At 59.9% G+C, this 16,851-nt stretch carries 10 protein-coding genes and 3 pseudogenes; 4 read left to right on the top strand and 9 right to left on the bottom strand.

The window, feature by feature from the left end:
• Positions 1-65: 65 nt before the first annotated feature.
• Positions 66-658 (top strand): annotated as a pseudogene (gene scpB, locus FCU66_RS06235) (SMC-Scp complex subunit ScpB).
• 142 nt (positions 659-800) lie between these two features.
• Here the strand turns inward: scpB and FCU66_RS06230 are convergent.
• The 5 genes and pseudogenes from FCU66_RS06230 to FCU66_RS06210 all read right to left on the bottom strand — a co-directional run.
• Positions 801-941 (bottom strand): annotated as a pseudogene (locus FCU66_RS06230) (3-oxoacyl-[acyl-carrier-protein] synthase III C-terminal domain-containing protein); the annotation flags it as partial.
• 148 nt (positions 942-1,089) lie between these two features.
• Positions 1,090-1,343, bottom strand: a pseudogene (locus tag FCU66_RS06225) (biotin synthase BioB); the annotation flags it as partial.
• A 286-nt stretch (positions 1,344-1,629) separates the two neighbouring features.
• The gene (gene scpA / locus FCU66_RS06220) at positions 1,630-3,768 is read right to left on the bottom strand and encodes a methylmalonyl-CoA mutase (RefSeq protein ID WP_168992023.1); all 2,139 of its coding nucleotides are present in this window, start codon (positions 3,766-3,768) and stop codon (positions 1,630-1,632) included.
• A complete protein-coding gene (locus FCU66_RS06215) occupies positions 3,768-5,771 on the bottom strand; it encodes an acetyl-CoA carboxylase biotin carboxylase subunit (RefSeq protein ID WP_136620267.1) in 2,004 nt (667 codons plus the stop codon). Before FCU66_RS06215 ends, scpA begins: the two co-directional genes overlap by 1 nt.
• 11 nt (positions 5,772-5,782) lie before the next feature.
• Positions 5,783-7,315 (bottom strand): acyl-CoA carboxylase subunit beta, encoded by a 1,533-nt coding sequence (locus FCU66_RS06210; protein WP_136620268.1) that lies wholly within the window; start codon positions 7,313-7,315, stop codon positions 5,783-5,785.
• 217 nt (positions 7,316-7,532) lie between these two features.
• Between FCU66_RS06210 and FCU66_RS06205 the strand changes: the two genes are divergently transcribed.
• Positions 7,533-8,945 carry a helix-turn-helix domain-containing protein gene (locus FCU66_RS06205; RefSeq protein WP_136620269.1) on the top strand — a complete coding sequence of 471 codons (1,413 nt, stop codon included), beginning with the start codon at positions 7,533-7,535 and terminating at the stop codon, positions 8,943-8,945.
• Positions 8,946-9,062: 117 nt separating this feature from the next.
• Here FCU66_RS06205 and FCU66_RS06200 read toward each other — a convergent pair whose 3' ends face one another.
• Genes FCU66_RS06200 through FCU66_RS06190 form a run of 3 tightly spaced genes read right to left on the bottom strand, consistent with a single transcriptional unit; the run spans position 9,063 to position 12,100 of the window.
• Entirely contained in the window at positions 9,063-9,866 is an 804-nt protein-coding gene (locus FCU66_RS06200; protein ID WP_136620270.1) for an enoyl-CoA hydratase-related protein, read from the bottom strand.
• A gap of 21 nt (positions 9,867-9,887) precedes the next feature.
• Positions 9,888-10,937 carry an acyl-CoA dehydrogenase family protein gene (locus FCU66_RS06195; RefSeq protein ID WP_136620271.1) on the bottom strand — a complete coding sequence of 350 codons (1,050 nt, stop codon included), beginning with the start codon at positions 10,935-10,937 and terminating at the stop codon, positions 9,888-9,890.
• Positions 10,934-12,100, bottom strand: coding sequence for an acyl-CoA dehydrogenase family protein (locus FCU66_RS06190; protein WP_136620272.1), 1,167 nt, complete (start codon positions 12,098-12,100; stop codon positions 10,934-10,936). Before FCU66_RS06190 ends, FCU66_RS06195 begins: the two co-directional genes overlap by 4 nt.
• 307 nt (positions 12,101-12,407) lie before the next feature.
• Here FCU66_RS06190 and FCU66_RS06185 point away from each other — a divergent pair, with 307 nt between their 5' ends.
• A complete protein-coding gene (locus FCU66_RS06185) occupies positions 12,408-13,268 on the top strand; it encodes an IclR family transcriptional regulator (RefSeq protein ID WP_168992024.1) in 861 nt (286 codons plus the stop codon).
• Between the two features lie 574 nt (positions 13,269-13,842).
• Here FCU66_RS06185 and FCU66_RS06180 read toward each other — a convergent pair.
• Positions 13,843-14,871 (bottom strand): IS110 family RNA-guided transposase, encoded by a 1,029-nt coding sequence (locus FCU66_RS06180; RefSeq protein ID WP_136620274.1) that lies wholly within the window; start codon positions 14,869-14,871, stop codon positions 13,843-13,845.
• Positions 14,872-15,642: 771 nt separating this feature from the next.
• Between FCU66_RS06180 and FCU66_RS06175 the strand changes: the two genes are divergently transcribed.
• Positions 15,643-16,842, top strand: coding sequence for an acyl-CoA dehydrogenase family protein (locus tag FCU66_RS06175; protein ID WP_136620275.1), 1,200 nt, complete (start codon positions 15,643-15,645; stop codon positions 16,840-16,842).
• Positions 16,843-16,851 lie beyond the last annotated feature (9 nt).

The raw sequence follows: 16,851 nt of genomic DNA, 5'->3' as shown, positions 1-16,851 counted from the left end.
AACAGCCTGTGCTGCTCGACACGGAACTGGACCACCTGCCGTAGGAGCTGCGCTGGCGCGAATGGATGGGCCGCGTCGAAGCGGTCATTTTTGCCGCCAGCGAACCGGTGACACGCAGTGTCCTCGCGCGGGTGGTGGGAAGAAATTGCAATATCGAGCTGATCATCGACGACATTCGCGCCGAGCTCGCCTCCCGCCCTTACGAGCTGGTCGCGGTCGCCGGTGGCTGGCAGCACCGGACCAAGAAAATTTTTGGCGACGCCATTCACGCCGCCTTCGGCACGGCAGCGGGCGAGGGGGCAAAAGAACTGTCGCAGGCGGAGGCGCTCGTTTTGATGTGCATTGCCTACTTCCAGCCGATCACCCGTGGCGAACTGTCGAGCTTCTTCGGCAAGGAGGTGTCGCGCGACCTGATCGGCGTGTTGCGCGCGCAAGATCTGATCGCCTCGGGGCCGCGCAGCCCGGCGCGCCCTATACCTATGTGACGACCAAAACCTTTCTGTCGCAGTTCGGGATCGACACGCTGCGCCAGCTGCCGGATTTCGAGGCGCTCGAGGATGCCGGGCTGCTCTCCAAGGAGAAGCTGCTGGCGGGCGACATCATGCCGGGGTTTTCTATCGATGCCGTCGGGGATGCAGGTATCGCCAGTGATGAATAACATACTTGCTCCCCTGGGGTTTGGTTGGGTTGTTTGCCTGCAGCAATCTTTTCCGTGCTTGCCGGCGACTATTTCTCGCATTGGTCGGTTTCCTATCGATGTGGCTAATCATGTCGCCTCTCGGAGCGGCCAAGTTATTCGGCTAAATTCCGATAGCCAGCGCACCGCCGCTGAGACCGGCACCTGCAGCCGCCAGAAGAACCTTCTCGCCCTACCGAAACGGCTGTGTTCGATGGGCGAGCGAGAGCGAGAGCGGGATCGTCCCAGCGGAAGAGTTGCCGTCGCAGGGATTGTCCGCCGTCAGCAGCGTGTCGCCGACGAAGATCGAGTTGGCGCCGGCAAAAAAGCACAGTGCCTCGTTCATTGCGCCTCGAGTTCCATAGGCTCAATGCCGAGGCGTCGCCTCGGCGATGACGCGCCTGACCTCCCCTCAGCTTCGACGCCTTCAAACCGCTTTCGTGATGCGCAGACTGGCTGCAATAGCCGCAATCCTCCGGGCAGCGGCCTGTCTTGATGCTGAGGAGCCGGCTGAGTTGACCTTGTTCGGATCGAAATTCTCGCGATGGACGCCATGGGCGCGAAAGAGAAGATCGTTGAAAGGCAGCTCATGGAGCGCGAGAACCTCGGTTTGTGTCCAGAAGGGCCGGACACTCTCGGAGCTGATTTGCGATCCATTCACTACCATTGTCTCCTTCCCTACCGTCAATGACGCCCGTCTTTACGGCATTGCGCTCGGTTTTCCAGCCCTCAACGCGACGTCGCGGGCCAATTGTCGAATCTCGTTGCGCCCTGGGTCGATCAGCGATCGCTGCGACGTCGATGACGTTCCTGTGTTCGGCAGCCAGACGGTGGCTGCTGCAAGCAAGAGGCTGGCCGCGGGGGCCATTCGAGAGCCGTTGCGGTCCATTACATCGCCACCGCCCGAGCATGGGCATCCCGACGGGTTGCCCAAGGCTTGACGACGAGCGTCTTCATTGATTTCGGCGCCTTCCTTCTAGGAGATCGACGACCGCACGCGCGGCATCCAAGATGTGGGTTCCAGGGCCGAACACAGCGGCGACCCCGTGGTCCATCAGGAACTGATAATCCTGGCGCGGCACCACACCACCGCACACGACGATGATGTTTTCGGCGCCCTTTGCTTTCAGCGCCTCGACGAGCTGCGGCAACAGAGTCTTGTGTCCGGCCGCGAGCGAAGATGCGCCGACGACATGAACATGAGAAGCCACCGCCACGGCTGCGGCTTCCTCTGGTGTCTGGAAAAGCGGCCCGGCGACGACGTCGAAGCCAAGGTCGCCGAACGCCGATGCGATCACTTTGGCGCCGCGATCATGACCATCCTGGCCGAGCTTGGCCACCATCAACTTCGGCCGGCCGCCGAGCGAGACGGAAAGGTCTCTGATCCGGGACCCTAGGGTTTGGTATTCCGGCTCATTCTGGAAGGCGGCGCCGTAAACCTCTGAGGTCACCTCAGGAACGGCCACGTGATCGCCGAAGGCGCGGCGCAGGGTGTCAGAAATCTCCCCCACCGTCGCGCGAGCACGCACCGCTTCGACGGCTGATTGAAGTATATTGCCCTTGCCGCTGGCTGCGGTCTCGCCAAGCGCGGCAAGGGCTGAGTCGACGCGCTTGGGGTCGCGCTGACGCTTTGTTTGTTCGAGACGACGGATCTGCGCCTCGCGCACCGCTGCATTGTCTATCTCAAGACTTTCGATCGGGGCTTCGGTCTCCAGCCGGTATTTGTTGACGCCGACGATCACTTCGTCACCGAGGTCGATCGCCGCCTGGCGCCGGGTCGCCGCCGTCTCGATCAAGCGTTTTGGCAAACCGTCGATGACAGCTTTTGTCATGCCGCCGATTTCCTCGATTTCCTCAATGAGCGCCCATGCCTTGTCGGCAAGTTCGGCGGTCAGGTTTTCGACGTAATAGGAGCCCGCCAGTGGATCGACGACCTTGGTTACGCCGGTCTCGTGCTGGAGGATTAGCTGGGTGTTGCGCGCGATCCGCGCCGAAAACTCAGTCGGCAGTGCGATCGCTTCGTCGAAGGAATTGGTGTGGAGTGACTGCGTGCCACCGAGCACCGCAGCGAGCGCCTCATAGGCGGTGCGCACGATGTTGTTGTAGGGGTCCTGCTCCTGCAGCGACACGCCCGATGTCTGGCAGTGCGTGCGCAGCATTAGCGATGAAGGCTTCTTTGGTTCGAACTCTTCCATGATACGCGACCACAGAAGTCGCGCCGCCCGCAGCTTGGCGGCCTCCATGAAGAAATTCATGCCAATCGCAAAGAAGAACGAGAGCCGTCCGGCAAAATCGTCGACGTCGAGGCCTTTCCTCAGCGCCGCGCGGACATACTCGCGCCCATCGGCCAGGGTAAAGGCGAGCTCCTGCACCAGCGTCGCGCCCGCCTCCTGCATGTGATAACCGGAGATTGAGATCGAGTTGAACTTCGGCATCTCCTTTGCGGTGTACTCGATGATGTCGGCGACGATGCGCATCGAAGGTTCGGGCGGATAGATGTAGGTGTTGCGGACCATGAACTCCTTCAGGATGTCGTTCTGGATGGTCCCGGATAGCTCGGCCGGCGAGCAGCCCTGTTCCTCGCCGGCGACGATGAAACAGGCAAGGATCGGGATGGCCGCACCGTTCATGGTCATGGAGACGGAAACATCCTTGAGCAGTATGCGATCGAACAGGACCTTCATGTCCTCGACAGAATCGATTGCTACGCCCGCCTTGCCGACATCGCCAACGACGCGCGGGTGGTCGCTGTCATAGCCGCGATGCGTGGCGAGATCGAACGCAACCGACACGCCCTGCTGGCCCGCCGCAAGCGCCTTGCGGTAGAAGGCGTTTGACTCCTCCGCGGTAGAGAAGCCGGCATATTGCCGGATCGTCCACGGCCTGCCAGCATACATGGTCGCGCGCGGTCCGCGGACGAAGGGTTTCAGCCCCGGCAAGGAATGGAGGTGGTCGATGGCACCCAAGTCATCCGCCGTGTAAAGCGGCTTGACGTCGATACCTTCGGCAGTGCGCCAGACCAGGGCATCGGGGGAGGCCTTCAGCTCCCGCTCGGCAAGAGTGCGCCAGTCGGCAAGTTTGGCGTCGGCCATCATTCGAACTCCAGAATGGGTTCGTCAACGGCAAGGCTTGCTCCCGCCTTGGCGGCGATCCGTTTGACGACGGCCCGCCGTTCGGCGCGCAGCACGTTTTCCATCTTCATGGCCTCGACGGTGGCGAGCACCTGTCCAGCCTCGACCTGTTCTCCTTCGGACACGGCAATCGCGGTGACTACACCTGGCATCGGGCAAAGCAGTAGCTTGGAGGTGTCCGGCGGCTGCTTCTTCGGCATCAATCGCGCGAGCTCGGCGATAGCGGGGCTGCGCACATGGGCGACAACATCCATTCCGCGCCAGCGCAGTCGGTAGCCGGTTCCTGACCGCGACGTCTTGATCGACGCGGTCTCAGTGCCAATGTGGAAGTGCGCGATATGCCGTCCCGGCAGCCAATCGCTAACAACGCTCAGGGCCGAGCCGTCATCGAATGAAACCGTGGTTGCGTCTTCCGGATCGCGCACCGCGATTGCAAATGCATGGCTGCCAAGCGTCACGATCCAATCGCTGGAGACCTTGCGACGATGATTGTCCATCGCCCCGGAGATCAGGACATTGCGGTGCTGGAGTTTCCAGTTGATGTGTGCCGCGACGGCCGCGAGCTTGCGCTCATCCGCATCGGTCGGAGATACACCTGCGAAGCCATCCGGAAACTCCTCGGCGATGAAGGCCGTGCTCAGCCGCCCCTCGCGAAACCGGGGATGGGCCATGACAGCGGCGAGAAATGGCAGGTTATTGCCGATGCCTTCGACTTCGAAATCATCCAGCGCAGCAGCCATCGCATTGATCGCGCCTAGCCGGTCGGGCGCCCAGGTGCAGAGCTTAGCGATCATGGGATCATAGTGCATCGAGATGTCCGACCCCTCGACCACACCGGTATCGTTGCGGATGAGCGAGCCGTCCGCACGCGGACCCTCAGCGGGCGGCCGGTAGCGTGTCAGACGACCGATCGAGGGCAGGAAATGGCGATACGGGTCTTCGGCGTAGAGCCGGCTTTCGACCGCCCAGCCATTCAGCTTCACGTCTTCTTGGGCAAAGCGCAGCTTTTCGCCGGCGGCGATGCGGATCATTTCCTCGACCAGATCGATGCCAGTTATAATTTCGGTGACCGGATGCTCGACCTGAAGCCGGGTGTTCATCTCGAGGAAGTAGAAATTGCGGTCGCGATCGACGATGAACTCAACGGTGCCTGCGGAGTGGTAGCCGACCGCCCTGGCAAGAGCGATGGCCTGCTTTCCCATCGCCTGTCGGGTTGCTTCGTCGATGAACGGTGATGGGGCTTCCTCGATAATCTTCTGGTTGCGACGCTGGATTGAGCATTCCCGCTCGCCGAGGTAGACGATATTGCCGTACTGATCGCCGAGCACTTGGATTTCGATGTGACGCGGCTCGGTAACGAATTTCTCGATGAAGATGCGATCGTCGCCAAAGGCGTTCTTCGCCTCGTTTCGCGAGGACTGAAAGCCTTCGCGCGCCTCGACGTCGTTCCAGGCAATACGCATGCCCTTGCCGCCGCCGCCAGCGGATGCCTTGATCATGACAGGAAAGCCAATCTCTGTGGCGATGCGCGCCGCTTCCTCTGCGTCCTCGATCAATCCCATATGGCCAGGCACGGTGGAGACACCGGCAGATGCCGCGATCTTCTTCGAGGTGATTTTGTCGCCCATCGCTTCGATGGCGACGGGCGAGGGGCCGATGAACGCCACTCCAATGGCTTTGAGCGCTTCGGCAAAATTCGAATTCTCGGACAGGAAACCGTAGCCGGGATGAACCGCATCGGCGCCTGTGGCGGTGACGGCATCCAGGAGGTTGGCAATGCCAAGATAGGACTGGGCTGAGGCGGCGGGACCGATATGGACCGCTTCATCCGCCTGCCGGACGTGCAAGGCGTCGCGATCAGCGTCGGAGTAGACGGCGACCGTTGCAATGCCGAGCCTTTGCGCCGTCTTGATCACCCGGCATGCGATCTCGCCACGATTGGCAATCAGTATCTTCTTGAACATTTTTGGCATACTCAAAGCGGGATGGTGTCGTGCTTCTTCCAGCGAGTCTCGACGCTTTTTCCTCGCAGCGCGGCAAAGGCACGCGCGATCCGCTTGCGCGAGGAATGCGGCATGATCACCTCGTCGATGAAGCCACGCTCGGCGGCGATGAAGGGGTTGGCGAAACGCTGCTCGTATTCCCTGGTGCGAGCAGCCAGCCTCTCTGGATCGCCGAGTTCGGACCGATAGAGAATCTCGGCGGCGCCCTTTGCGCCCATCACCGCGATTTCAGCGGTTGGCCAGGCGTAGTTTATGTCGGCGCCGATATGTTTCGACGCCATCACGTCGTAAGCCCCGCCATAGGCCTTGCGGGTGATCAACGTGACCATCGGCACAGTCGCCTGGGAATAGGCAAACAGGAGCTTGGCGCCGTGCTTGATGACGCCGCCATATTCCTGGGCGGTGCCAGGAAGGAAACCGGGCACGTCGACCAGCGTCAGGATCGGGATGTCGAAGGCGTCGCAGAAGCGAACGAAACGCGCCGCCTTGCGGGAGGAATCGATGTCAAGGCATCCGGCTAGCACCATGGGTTGGTTGGCCACCACGCCGACGGTCCTGCCCTCGATGCGAACAAATCCGGTGATGATGTTGCGGGCGAAGGCGGCCTGAAGTTCGAAGAAGTCACCTTCATCGGCGATAGCCGCGATCAGTTCCTTCATGTCGTAGGGCTTGTTGGCGCTCTCCGGCGCCAGCGTGTCGAGGCGCAACTCGATCCGCTCGGGATCGTCATAAAAGGGCCGCACCGGCGGCTTTTCCCGATTGTTCAGCGGCAGGAAATCGAAGAGGCGCCGGATCTCTTCCAAAGCCTCTATGTCGTTCTCAAAGGCCCCGTCCGCGACAGAGGACTTTTGCGTGTGTGTTGCCGCGCCCCCCAGTTCCTCTGCAGTCACGATCTCGTTCGTGACGGTCTTGACCACATCGGGGCCGGTCACGAACATGTAGGAGGAATCCCGAACCATGAAGATGAAGTCGGTCATGGCCGGGGAATAGACCGCGCCGCCGGCGCACGGACCCATGATCACCGAAATCTGTGGGATGACGCCGGAAGCATCGACATTGCGCTTGAAGACGTCGGCGTAGCCGGCCAGCGAGGCAACGCCCTCCTGGATGCGCGCGCCGCCGGAATCGTTGAGGCCGATCACGGGCGCCCCGTTGCGCACCGCCATGTCCATGATCTTGCAGATTTTTTGGGCGTGTGTCTCCGACAGCGATCCGCCAAGCACCGTGAAGTCCTGTGAGAAGACGTAAACGAGCCTGCCGTTGATCGTACCCCAGCCTGTGACCACGCCATCGCCGGCGACCTTCTGTTCAGCCATGCCGAAGTCCGTCGCACGATGCGTGACATACATGTCGTATTCTTCGAAGGAGCCTTCATCGAGAAGCACCACGAGGCGCTCCCTGGCGGTCAGCTTGCCTTTCGCATGTTGAGCATCGACACGCTTCTGCCCGCCGCCCATGCGAGCCTGCGCACGACGGATTTCGAGTTGTTCGAGCACGGCTCGCATTAGCGGCCAGCCTTTGCTTCAAAGTTCAAAGCCGTCGGCAACCGCGGCGCGGCGTGCCGGCTTTGCCTCGAACTCGGATTTGTTTGGCTGCACAATCGCATGAGCGCCTCCACTGGAATTACGCTCCGCATTAGTTCGTCGGATATGAATGGAAAAGGATTGCCGGGTGCAGTTGCGAAATGTATAAAACTGCAAATAGCAACATGCGAATTTGCAAATGGCCAACGGCAAGCTTTTCATTGGGCGCCGCGTGCGCGAACTGCGGGAGGCCAGCAAGGCCACCCAGGCGGTGTTCGCTGAACGTCTGGGGATTTCGACCAGCTATCTGAACCAGATAGAAAACAATCAGCGACCGGTGTCAGCCGCGGTGCTTCTTGCGCTGGCCGAAAAATTCCAGGTCGATATCGCTTCGATCGGCGGCAGTGAGGCCGACCGGCTGCTCTCGGCACTGAGCGAGGCACTCGCTGACCCCGTGTTCAGCGGTGTTTCAGCAGGATTTCAGGAACTCAAGCTCGTTGCCCAAAACGCACCGTCTCTTGCCCATGCACTGATCACTTGTCATCAGGCATATCGCAGGAATAGCGAGCAGCTTGCCAGCTTCGATGACCAGCTAATCCGAACCAATGCTTTTGCCGAACCCACACCCTACGAGGAAGTCCGGGACTTCTTTCATTTTGTTGACAACTACATCGACGAGCTCGACCCGGCAGCCGAGAAGTTGGCCAAGGCTCTCGGCGTACCCGATCGAGATGTCGGTACCGCGTTGGCGGATCATCTGGAACAGCATCATCACGTTCGCACTGCGCGTGCTGCCAGTGCCGAGCGGGTAATCAGGCGCTTCGACGCTTCCGCGCGCGTCCTGTATTTGAACTCTTATTCGCCTGCATCGACGCGCAGTTTTCAAATGGCATTCCAGATAGGGGCCTTGGAGCACCGGGCGGAAATCGTTGCAATCATCGAGCGAGCGCGCTTCCGTACCTCCGAAGGGGCGGAGATATGCAGGATCGGCCTCCAGAACTATTTTGCCGGCGCGCTCATGTTGCCATACCGTCCCTTCCTCGCCGCGGCAAAAGAACTTCGACATGATTTGCTTCTGCTCTCAATGCGCTTCGGCGCCAGCCTTGAGCAGGTGGCGCATCGCCTTTCGACGTTGCAAAGGCCTCGGATAAAGGGCGTGCCGGTCTTCTTCGCGCGCATCGACCGGGCCGGCAACATCACCAAGCGCCATAGCGCCGCGAAGTTGCAGTTCGCCCGATACGGGGCAGCGTGCCCGTTGTGGAACGCTCATCAGGCGTTCGAAAACCCAGGCCGCATGGATTGCCAGCTGGCCGAGACGCCGGACGGCGTGCGTTATCTCAGTATCGCCACGGAAATCACCAAGGCGGACGGTGGGTTTGGCGCTCCTCATCGACGCTATGCGATCGCGCTCGGATGCGAGATTTCTGATGCGGGCGATTTCGTCTACGCAGACCGCCTCGATTTTGGCAACAGCTCAGCGTTCGAGCCTATCGGCGTTTCATGTCGCATTTGCGAGCGGATAAACTGCATCCAACGTGCCGTTCCGCCGCTCAAGAGCACGATTGTGATCGACCACAACCGACGCAGCGAACTGCCATACACGATCTACTGACCGGGAACGGGGTTCCCACGCGCACGGACCAAGAAGGTATGGTTCGCGCTGCACTAGTTCAACTGCCAGCCGAACCTGCCATCGGAGTTGTCGCGCATGCCTTACCCACAGCACTTCTCAATTGCCGGTAAAGTTCGGCTTACGTTTCTGGACCAGTGCAGCCACCGCCTCGCGTTGATCGTTGGTGTTCTGTATGATTGATTGGTAGGCGGCTGCGAGTTCAAGACTATCAGCAAGATTTAGCTGCGAGGATTGACGTATTAGGCGCTTGTTCAACCGAACGCTACGAAGTGGAAAGGCGGCCACCTGACTGGCTAGCGCAAGTGCTTCGTCGCGCAGGGCCTCCGGTGACACGACACGGCTGGCAACTCCCCATCGCTCCGCCTCTTCTGCGTTCAACGTACGACAGGTCAGGGCGAGTTCGATCGCTTTTGCATAGCCGACCACGCGTGGAAGGTACCACGCTCCGCCGTCACCGGAGATGAGGCCTACGCGCAGGAAGCTTTCAGCAAATTTTGCATTTGAAGACGCGAGACGAATATCGCACATACAGGCAAGGTCCATGCCTGCCCCGATGGCCGTTCCATTGACGGCCGCAATGACGGGGACATCAAGATTGTGAAACAGGATCGGAATTCGCTGGATGTGTTTTCGATACGACTCCTGCATGTCGTGAGGGCGGCCGCGAAACATTTCATGCGTGCCCTCGTGCATGTCCTTAATATTGCCCCCGGAGCAGAAACTTTCGCCTGCCCCTGTCAGGACAATGCAGCCTAGGCTTTCATCGGCATTTGCGCCCTCCAGGAACGCGACAAGACCTGCGATGACAGGATCGGATAGGGCATTGCGCGTTTCGGGCTCGTTGAGAGTGACAATGGCAATAGGACCATCGCGTTCAATTAGGACGGCGTTATGGCTCACGGATTGTTCCTTGCAGCAGGCTCACAAATCGCCAGTATTGGCAATCGTGCTAGTATTATCGACGACGTGGCTCCACAGGCCGTGTTCATCAGCGCAGGCGGCGCGGCCGATGGCAGCTTCGCACACGGTCTGCCGCCCCCACTCGTCACGCCAAGTCCAAAGCCGTTTGGAATAGTGATGGAGCACATGTTCTTCGGTGAAGCCGATAGCCCCAAGGACCTGATGGCCCACTGCTGAAACAACGGTGGCAGCGCGTCCCGCCTGCGCCTTGGCACTTTGCCAGAGCAGCGGGCGGCTCTTGCCGCCGTCTTCCGCCTCGATGGCCGCAGCAAGCGCCGCTTGCGCAGCCGCATACTCCGAAGCCGCTTCCGCAATCATATGCTGGACGGCCTGGAATTTCCCGAGAGGCTTTCCGAACTGCTTGCGGATGTTGGCATACTCAATTGCAATTTCGAGGATACGGGTCATGGCGCCCATCATCGCCGCTGAGGTGAGAAGCGCTCCCCGCACCGCGACCGTATCCGGTTCGACCGGGCAGGGACGTTTCGCGCGCACACGAGCCGCCGAGGCATCGAGCCGCAGCCAAGGTTCGCCGCTTAGGGCACGGATCTTTTCCGCCGGCATGGCGTCGATCTCGACAAGCCATGAATGGCCCTTCGCATCCGTCGCGATGGCTAAGATTATAGAACTTTCGCCGATAACTGGTGCCTCAATTGCCTTGCCGGAGATCGCACCTCCTGACAACTCCAGGCCGGGTGTCGAGGCCAGCGTCAGTTGACCCGCCATCCACGCTTCCGAAGCCGATGACAGGCTCGGGATCAGAAGCACCTCCACAATTGGCAGCGGCGCAGCGTGCCAGCCCCAGCGCCAGGCGATCACGCCCGCCTGGAACAAGGTGCCGCCGAGGCCGCCCTCGGCCTCCGGTGCGAGTGCAAGGGGAAGACCCACCTCGATGGTTTCGGCGAAAAGTGCGGGCCGGAGTGTCTCGAGGCGCCGCGCCATTGGATCCTGCAGCCGCCTCGCCAACATTCGCTCGGCGGTATCATCCAACATTCGTGCCGTTTCGCTCATCTCAAGCCAAGCTCCCGTGCGATGATACCCTTCAGGATCTCACGCGTACCGCCGCGCAGGCTGAAACAGGGGGCATTGAGGATCGCGGAAGCCAGTGCTCCTTCCCATTCGTTCCCATCTTCGCTGGGACGCAGGTCCAGAAGACGCCGCGCCGTGTCCGGGATTTCCTGCTCCAAAGCGGTACCTAGATCCTTCATCATCGCAGCCATGCCGCCCACGTGCTCACCCCGCCCATGGCGCCCATTTATGGTAAGCGACATCTGTCGGATTGCAGAAAGACGCGACACTAGCCGGCCGATCTCAAGCGCCGCATAACGATCAGGCTTGGCATCGGTCGACTTTGCCATGATCGAGAGGACGCCGAAGGTAGACAAGAAACGGTCAGGACCGCTGCGCTCAAATGCCAGCTCCTCCGTGACAAGCCTCCATCCGTCCCCCCCGTGGCCCAGCAGATGGTCCTCGGGCACAAAGTTGCCGTCGAAGACAACCTCGTTCAGCTCATGCTCGCCTGCAAGGTTGATCAACGAACGAACGGAGACGCCCTCCGCCTTCATGGGGACGACGAGTTGAGAGAGGCCAGCGTAGCGGTCCTCAGTTTGGGCCTCAGTTCGGCACAGGACGATAAGGAAATCTGCATGCTGAGCATTCGTGGTCCAAACCTTGCGCCCCTCAACCCGGTAGCCCCCATCGACTCGTTCAGCCCTGGTGCGGATGGAGGACAGGTCTGAACCTGAATCTGGCTCGCTCATGCCTATGCCGAAAGTGCATTGACCTGCGGCTATGCGGGGCAGGATGTCACGTTTGACCTGCTCGGAGCCGTTGCGAATGATCTGCGGTCCGCTCTGGCGGTCGGCAATCCAGTGCGAGCCCAAAGGGGCTCCCGCAGCAAGAAGCTCCTCGCAAACGACGTATCGCTCAAACGCCGTGCGTGCATGCCCTCCGTATTCCTTCGGCCAGATCATTGCCACGTAGCCGCGGGCGGCACAGCGTTCGGAGAAGCCTCGGTCGTAGGTTGTCCAGCTTTGGCGGCCTGGAGTGATAGTGCCCCGGTCACGCTCCTCAGCCACGAAAGCGCGCACCTCGGCCCGCAGAGCCTCCGCATTGTCGCGCGGTGCGGCAGGTGCGGCGTGGAGATCCGGGAATAGGCGGAACACCGACGTCATGGGAGTCTGTTGATGCGGATTACGCGAATCCTGCGGGAGCATGGTGCTGACAAGAACGATCTCACGAATATCTTGCGTCTCATCCTTTCCTCCTTGGCGGGCGCACATCGGCGCCAGCGGGCCAACCAGTTTTGGTTAGCCTCTCCGCGGAGCAGACTCAAGCGAATTCTTTATGGAGAAACATATTCTCTAAAGAAAATAGACTATCGAATTGTCGTGCGCTCGTCTATTCTCTATGTGGAATGATTGTGACATAAGCGAAGGTGTCGCCTTCGAATGGGCTGCGATGACAACATCAGGATCAACGATGCGTAAGACGACGGCAGTTGCCGAAAGGGCTGCAAAGCCCAAGAAGGAAGTGGCTCAAGCTCGCGATCGGAAAGTCGTTGCAAAAGAGATCAGCAGCGACGGGACGGCTTCCGGCAAGATGGTAGGCGCCGTCGTCGCTGCGATCAAGATCCTTCACTATCTCGGCGACGTGCAGCAGGCTGTCGGCGTTTCTCACATCGCCAAGGAAGCCAAGCTAAACACTTCAACGACATTCAACATACTGCGCACGCTTGCCATGCACGATTTTGTACAGTTCGACCCGGTTGCAAAAACTTACATGCTAAGCCTTGGCATCATGGAGATTGCTAAAGGCGCAACCGCGATTGGCGGTGACGTCGGAATCGTCCGTCCCATGATAGAGCGCATCGCCAACGATCATGGAGTGACCGTGACGCTCTGGCAGCCAGTCGGCAATCGGCGCAAGGTGCTCATTATGACTGCCCATACCCGCAACGCCATGCGGATACAGATGACGGTAGGGCAGCGATTGCCGCTCTTAGTTGGTGCAGCTGGACGTGTCTTTGCGGCTTTTGGTACCGCAACCGAGGAGGATCTGCGGGAGCAGTTCGATGCTATTCGCTGGGAGCGTTCACTCACCTTCAAGGAGTTTATGGAGCAGGTTTCCGATGCACGCGAGAAAGGGTGGGCGCTTGATGATGGCTATTTCAATGCGGGGACGGTGCTCGTTTCGACGCCAATCCTCGATCAAAATGGCCATGCGATCATGGCGGTGACGGCGAATATGTTTACCGGCCAGTACGATCCTAACAGGGCTGAGGCGATCATCCGAGATCTCAAGATTTTCTCGGGATATTTAGGGCGACTTGCGTCGCTTTGAAGAAGCTGTTGCTCGGCCGGTTGCCGCGTTCAGGAGGCCCGAAATTGTTTTGCTGAGGGGATTTCCCTGAGCAAGTGACAGTCATTTTTCTGCGGAAGTTGGATTTTAGGGCGCCTACATTGCCGAATCGGATTGATGACGTCCTCTTGAGCATCGAGCAGGCGAGTGCGTGCGATCTGCCTTACACCGCATTCCTGCCAAAGGACCTGAAGGTTCTCGTCAGTTTTGGCATTTCCGCATGCTTGCGATTGGAATATTGGGGCCGGTTAGGAGGCGGCGCCCCTCAGGCCTCTAAAGTGCGAAGGTGATTCATGTGTGGACGGCCCCCGTTGAGCAAGAAGATTCTGACAATGGCAATACTGAAGCGGTCAGGTTCATTCATGTGTTCGGCCTGTTTTTGTGCGGTCTCAGGCCGCTGGCCATGATGGTGTCGGTGGATCGGGCCCTCATCAAGCTGCCGCGCTGCGATGCGCGTTGAATCACTCAGGTTCTCCCGATCCCCGGCTTGACCGGATCTGCATCACTGATGTCGTTCTCTCCTGCCCAAACTGGATGTCATTTCGCGCGACCGTTGTTACCTTCGAGCCATTGACGGCGTCGCGCGGTAGTTTTCCTCACGCGCCATCACCGCCCAGGCGATCCGCGCTACCTTGTTGGCGACAGCGACTGTGACCAGCCGTGCCGGCTTACGCTCGAGCAACTGGTTCGCCCAGGTACTGACGGTCGTCGCTTTTCGCCGCGTGTATCGGATGACCGCCGTGGCGCCGACGACGAGGAGATGCCGCAAATAGCGATCTCCCATCTTCGAGATTCCTCCCATTCTGTCTTTGCCACCGGAGGAATGTTGTTTTGGAACAAGGCCGAGCCAAGCAGCGAATTGACGACCGGAGCGGAAGACTTTTGCGTCGACGACGGTGGCAGCGAGAGCGGTCGCCGTGATGAAGCCGATTCCGGGAATGGTTGAAAGCCGCCGGCAGACCTGGTTCGTGCGATACCACGCCAGAAGCTCGATCTCGATCTTCCGGATTTGCGCGCCAAGCCCCTCGATCGTTCGGGCGAGGAGGATAAGAACCTGTCGCGCCATCGCGGGGAGCGGCCCATCGCCCTTGTCAAGAGCTTCGATTAGACCACGGACATGGGCCCGGCCCTTCGGTGCGACGACGCCATACTCGGCCAGATGCGCCCGCATCGCGCTGATTTGCGCTGTGCGCTGCCGAACCAAGAGGTGGCGAGCCCGATGAAGCATCAGAATGCTCTGGGCATCCGCCGATTTGACAGCCACGAACCGCATTGTCGGTCGCGTCACCGCCTCGCAGATCGCTTCCGCGTCGGCCGCATCGTTCTTGTTGCGCTTGACGTAGGCCTTTACGTAAGCCGGCGGCATCAACTTGACCACATGCCCGAGTGCAATCAGCTCCCGCGCCCAATGGTGCGCCGTCGCGCAGGCCTCCATGCCGATGAGGCACGGCTGCATATCGCGAAGCAACGGGATAAGCTGATCGCGCCGAACTTTTCGACGGAGCACCGCGTTTCCTGCATTATCGACGCCGTGAACTTGAAAGACGTTCTTGGCGATATCCAATCCGATCGTGATAACTTGCATGCGGACGGTTCCTTCCCTCTGATGGTCCTTTGACAACGCCATCTTGGCACATTGCGATGCCGCTGGGTCGGGGGCCGTCCACCCCATCAAGCTGCCGGCAAGGGACAGCATCTCCACCTCAACACTGCGGAGAGACAGAAAGCATCCTTGCAGCACTGATAGCTAGTGGATGAAGCTATGATGCATGGCGCAGACGTCAGGACCGACGTTAGACACGCCGATACCACGGATTTGTCCCTTTTGACCAATTCGGCATGGCGCTGACACTATCTTCGATCGAGGTGCGGGGATCGATCCATGCGGTGGATGGGTCGTACATAGTCCGGCCGAGTCGAGTGTACGGTCGAGGGTCTTGAGCGATTTAGAATCGCCTGCGGCCCGTAGGTTCGGACGTGTCCATGCAGTTGAAGTCGAGGTTGGAGGACTCTAAGTCCGAAGCCCGCCGAATCTTAGTTTTCTCATTTCTGGTTCCTCCCGAAATCCGGATGCCTAGCTCAGCCGATCGATGAGCGTTGCGACCCCTGCGCAGCACGGAGCCTGCAAGCAGTAGCGTTGGCCGCGGCGTGCAGCAGCAGCCTCATCGCCCGCTGTTTGCTGGTGGATGGCCGAGTAACATTGCTCCGCAGTTGAAGCTGCGCTGTTCAGCAGCATCCGACTCGCGCGGGCAAATTCTGTCGACAGAAACATATTCTCTATTGAGATTATATGTGTTTCTGCTAGATAGGGATCGGACTGGTTACGTTATGGCCCGCCATACAAAAGGTATGAGTCATGCAGCGCTGGAGCTTATGGCCATGGCCGTTTTTCGATCCGCATCACCGCGAGATCGCAAAGCGCGCATCAGCCTGGCGCTCTCCCATTCGTGATGATGTTTCAGTATCTGAGATGCCCCAAGCCTGTCGCGAGATTGCGCGCTCGCTCGGCGCTGCGGGGCTGCTGGATCTTGTCGTGCCCGAGCCCGGCGGAAGAATCGATGTGCGGGCACTCTGTATCGCGCGGGAGGCGATCTCCTACCACTCGGCTCTTGCTGATTGCGTAATCGCCACGCAGGGAATAGGAACCGTCGCGCTCTGGCAGCAGGGGAGCGAGGCGCAGAAAGCGCGGTATCTCGCCCCCGCCCGTCAGGGCAAGGCCATAGCGGCATTCGCTCTGACCGAGCGTGGATCTGGCTCTGATGTGGCGAACCTCACCATGCGGGCGGACCGTGATGGTGACTCCTACATCCTGAACGGAGACAAAACCTTTATCTCCAATGCGCCTTTCGCCGACCACTATATTGTTGTCGCGCGGACTGGCGAAGGTCCGGGCGCAAAAGGGCTGTCGGCATTCATCGTCGATGTGGGGACAGCGGGTTTCATGGCGGGCGAACCCATTGAGATGATCGCGGCGCATCCTGTTGGGTCCCTAACCTTCACCGATTGCCGTATCCCTGGCGCCAACATTATCGGCGATCCAGGCCGGGGGTTCGGCATCGCCATGGCAACCTTCGACATTTTCCGCATCTCCGTGGGCGCGGCCGCGATCGGAATGGCGCGCCGCGCGCTAGACGAAACCGTGGAGCGGGTGAAGACACGAACGCTCTTCAATGCCGCTATGGCCGAAATCGCAGGCGTGCAGACAAAGCTTGCGGACATGTCCTGTGACCTCGATCTTGGCGCGCTCGCGGTTTACCGCGCCGCTTGGTCCAAGGATACGGCGGGCGGACGCTGCACGCGTGAAGCCTCAATGGCGAAGCTTGCGGGAACGGAAGCCGCAGGCCGCATCATCGATTCCGCCGTGCAAATTTTTGGAGGCCAGGGCGTAACCCGTGGCTCAGTGGTGGAGCGGCTGCAAAGAGGAGCACGGGCAACTCGCATCTACCACGGCGCCAGTGAGGTGCAGAAGATCGTCATTGGCCGTTCCCTTTTGTCGGAGTCAGAATCTAACACATGCAACGGTAACAGCAAAAATGAAGCAATAAAATCAGTATGATGGATGCAT

The sequence above is a fragment of the Mesorhizobium norvegicum genome, from assembly GCF_004919685.1.
Classification (GTDB): Bacteria; Pseudomonadota; Alphaproteobacteria; order Rhizobiales; family Rhizobiaceae; genus Mesorhizobium; species Mesorhizobium norvegicum.
The sequence above is the reverse complement of the archived record's forward strand: the minus strand, read 5'-3'. Positions and strand labels throughout refer to the sequence as shown.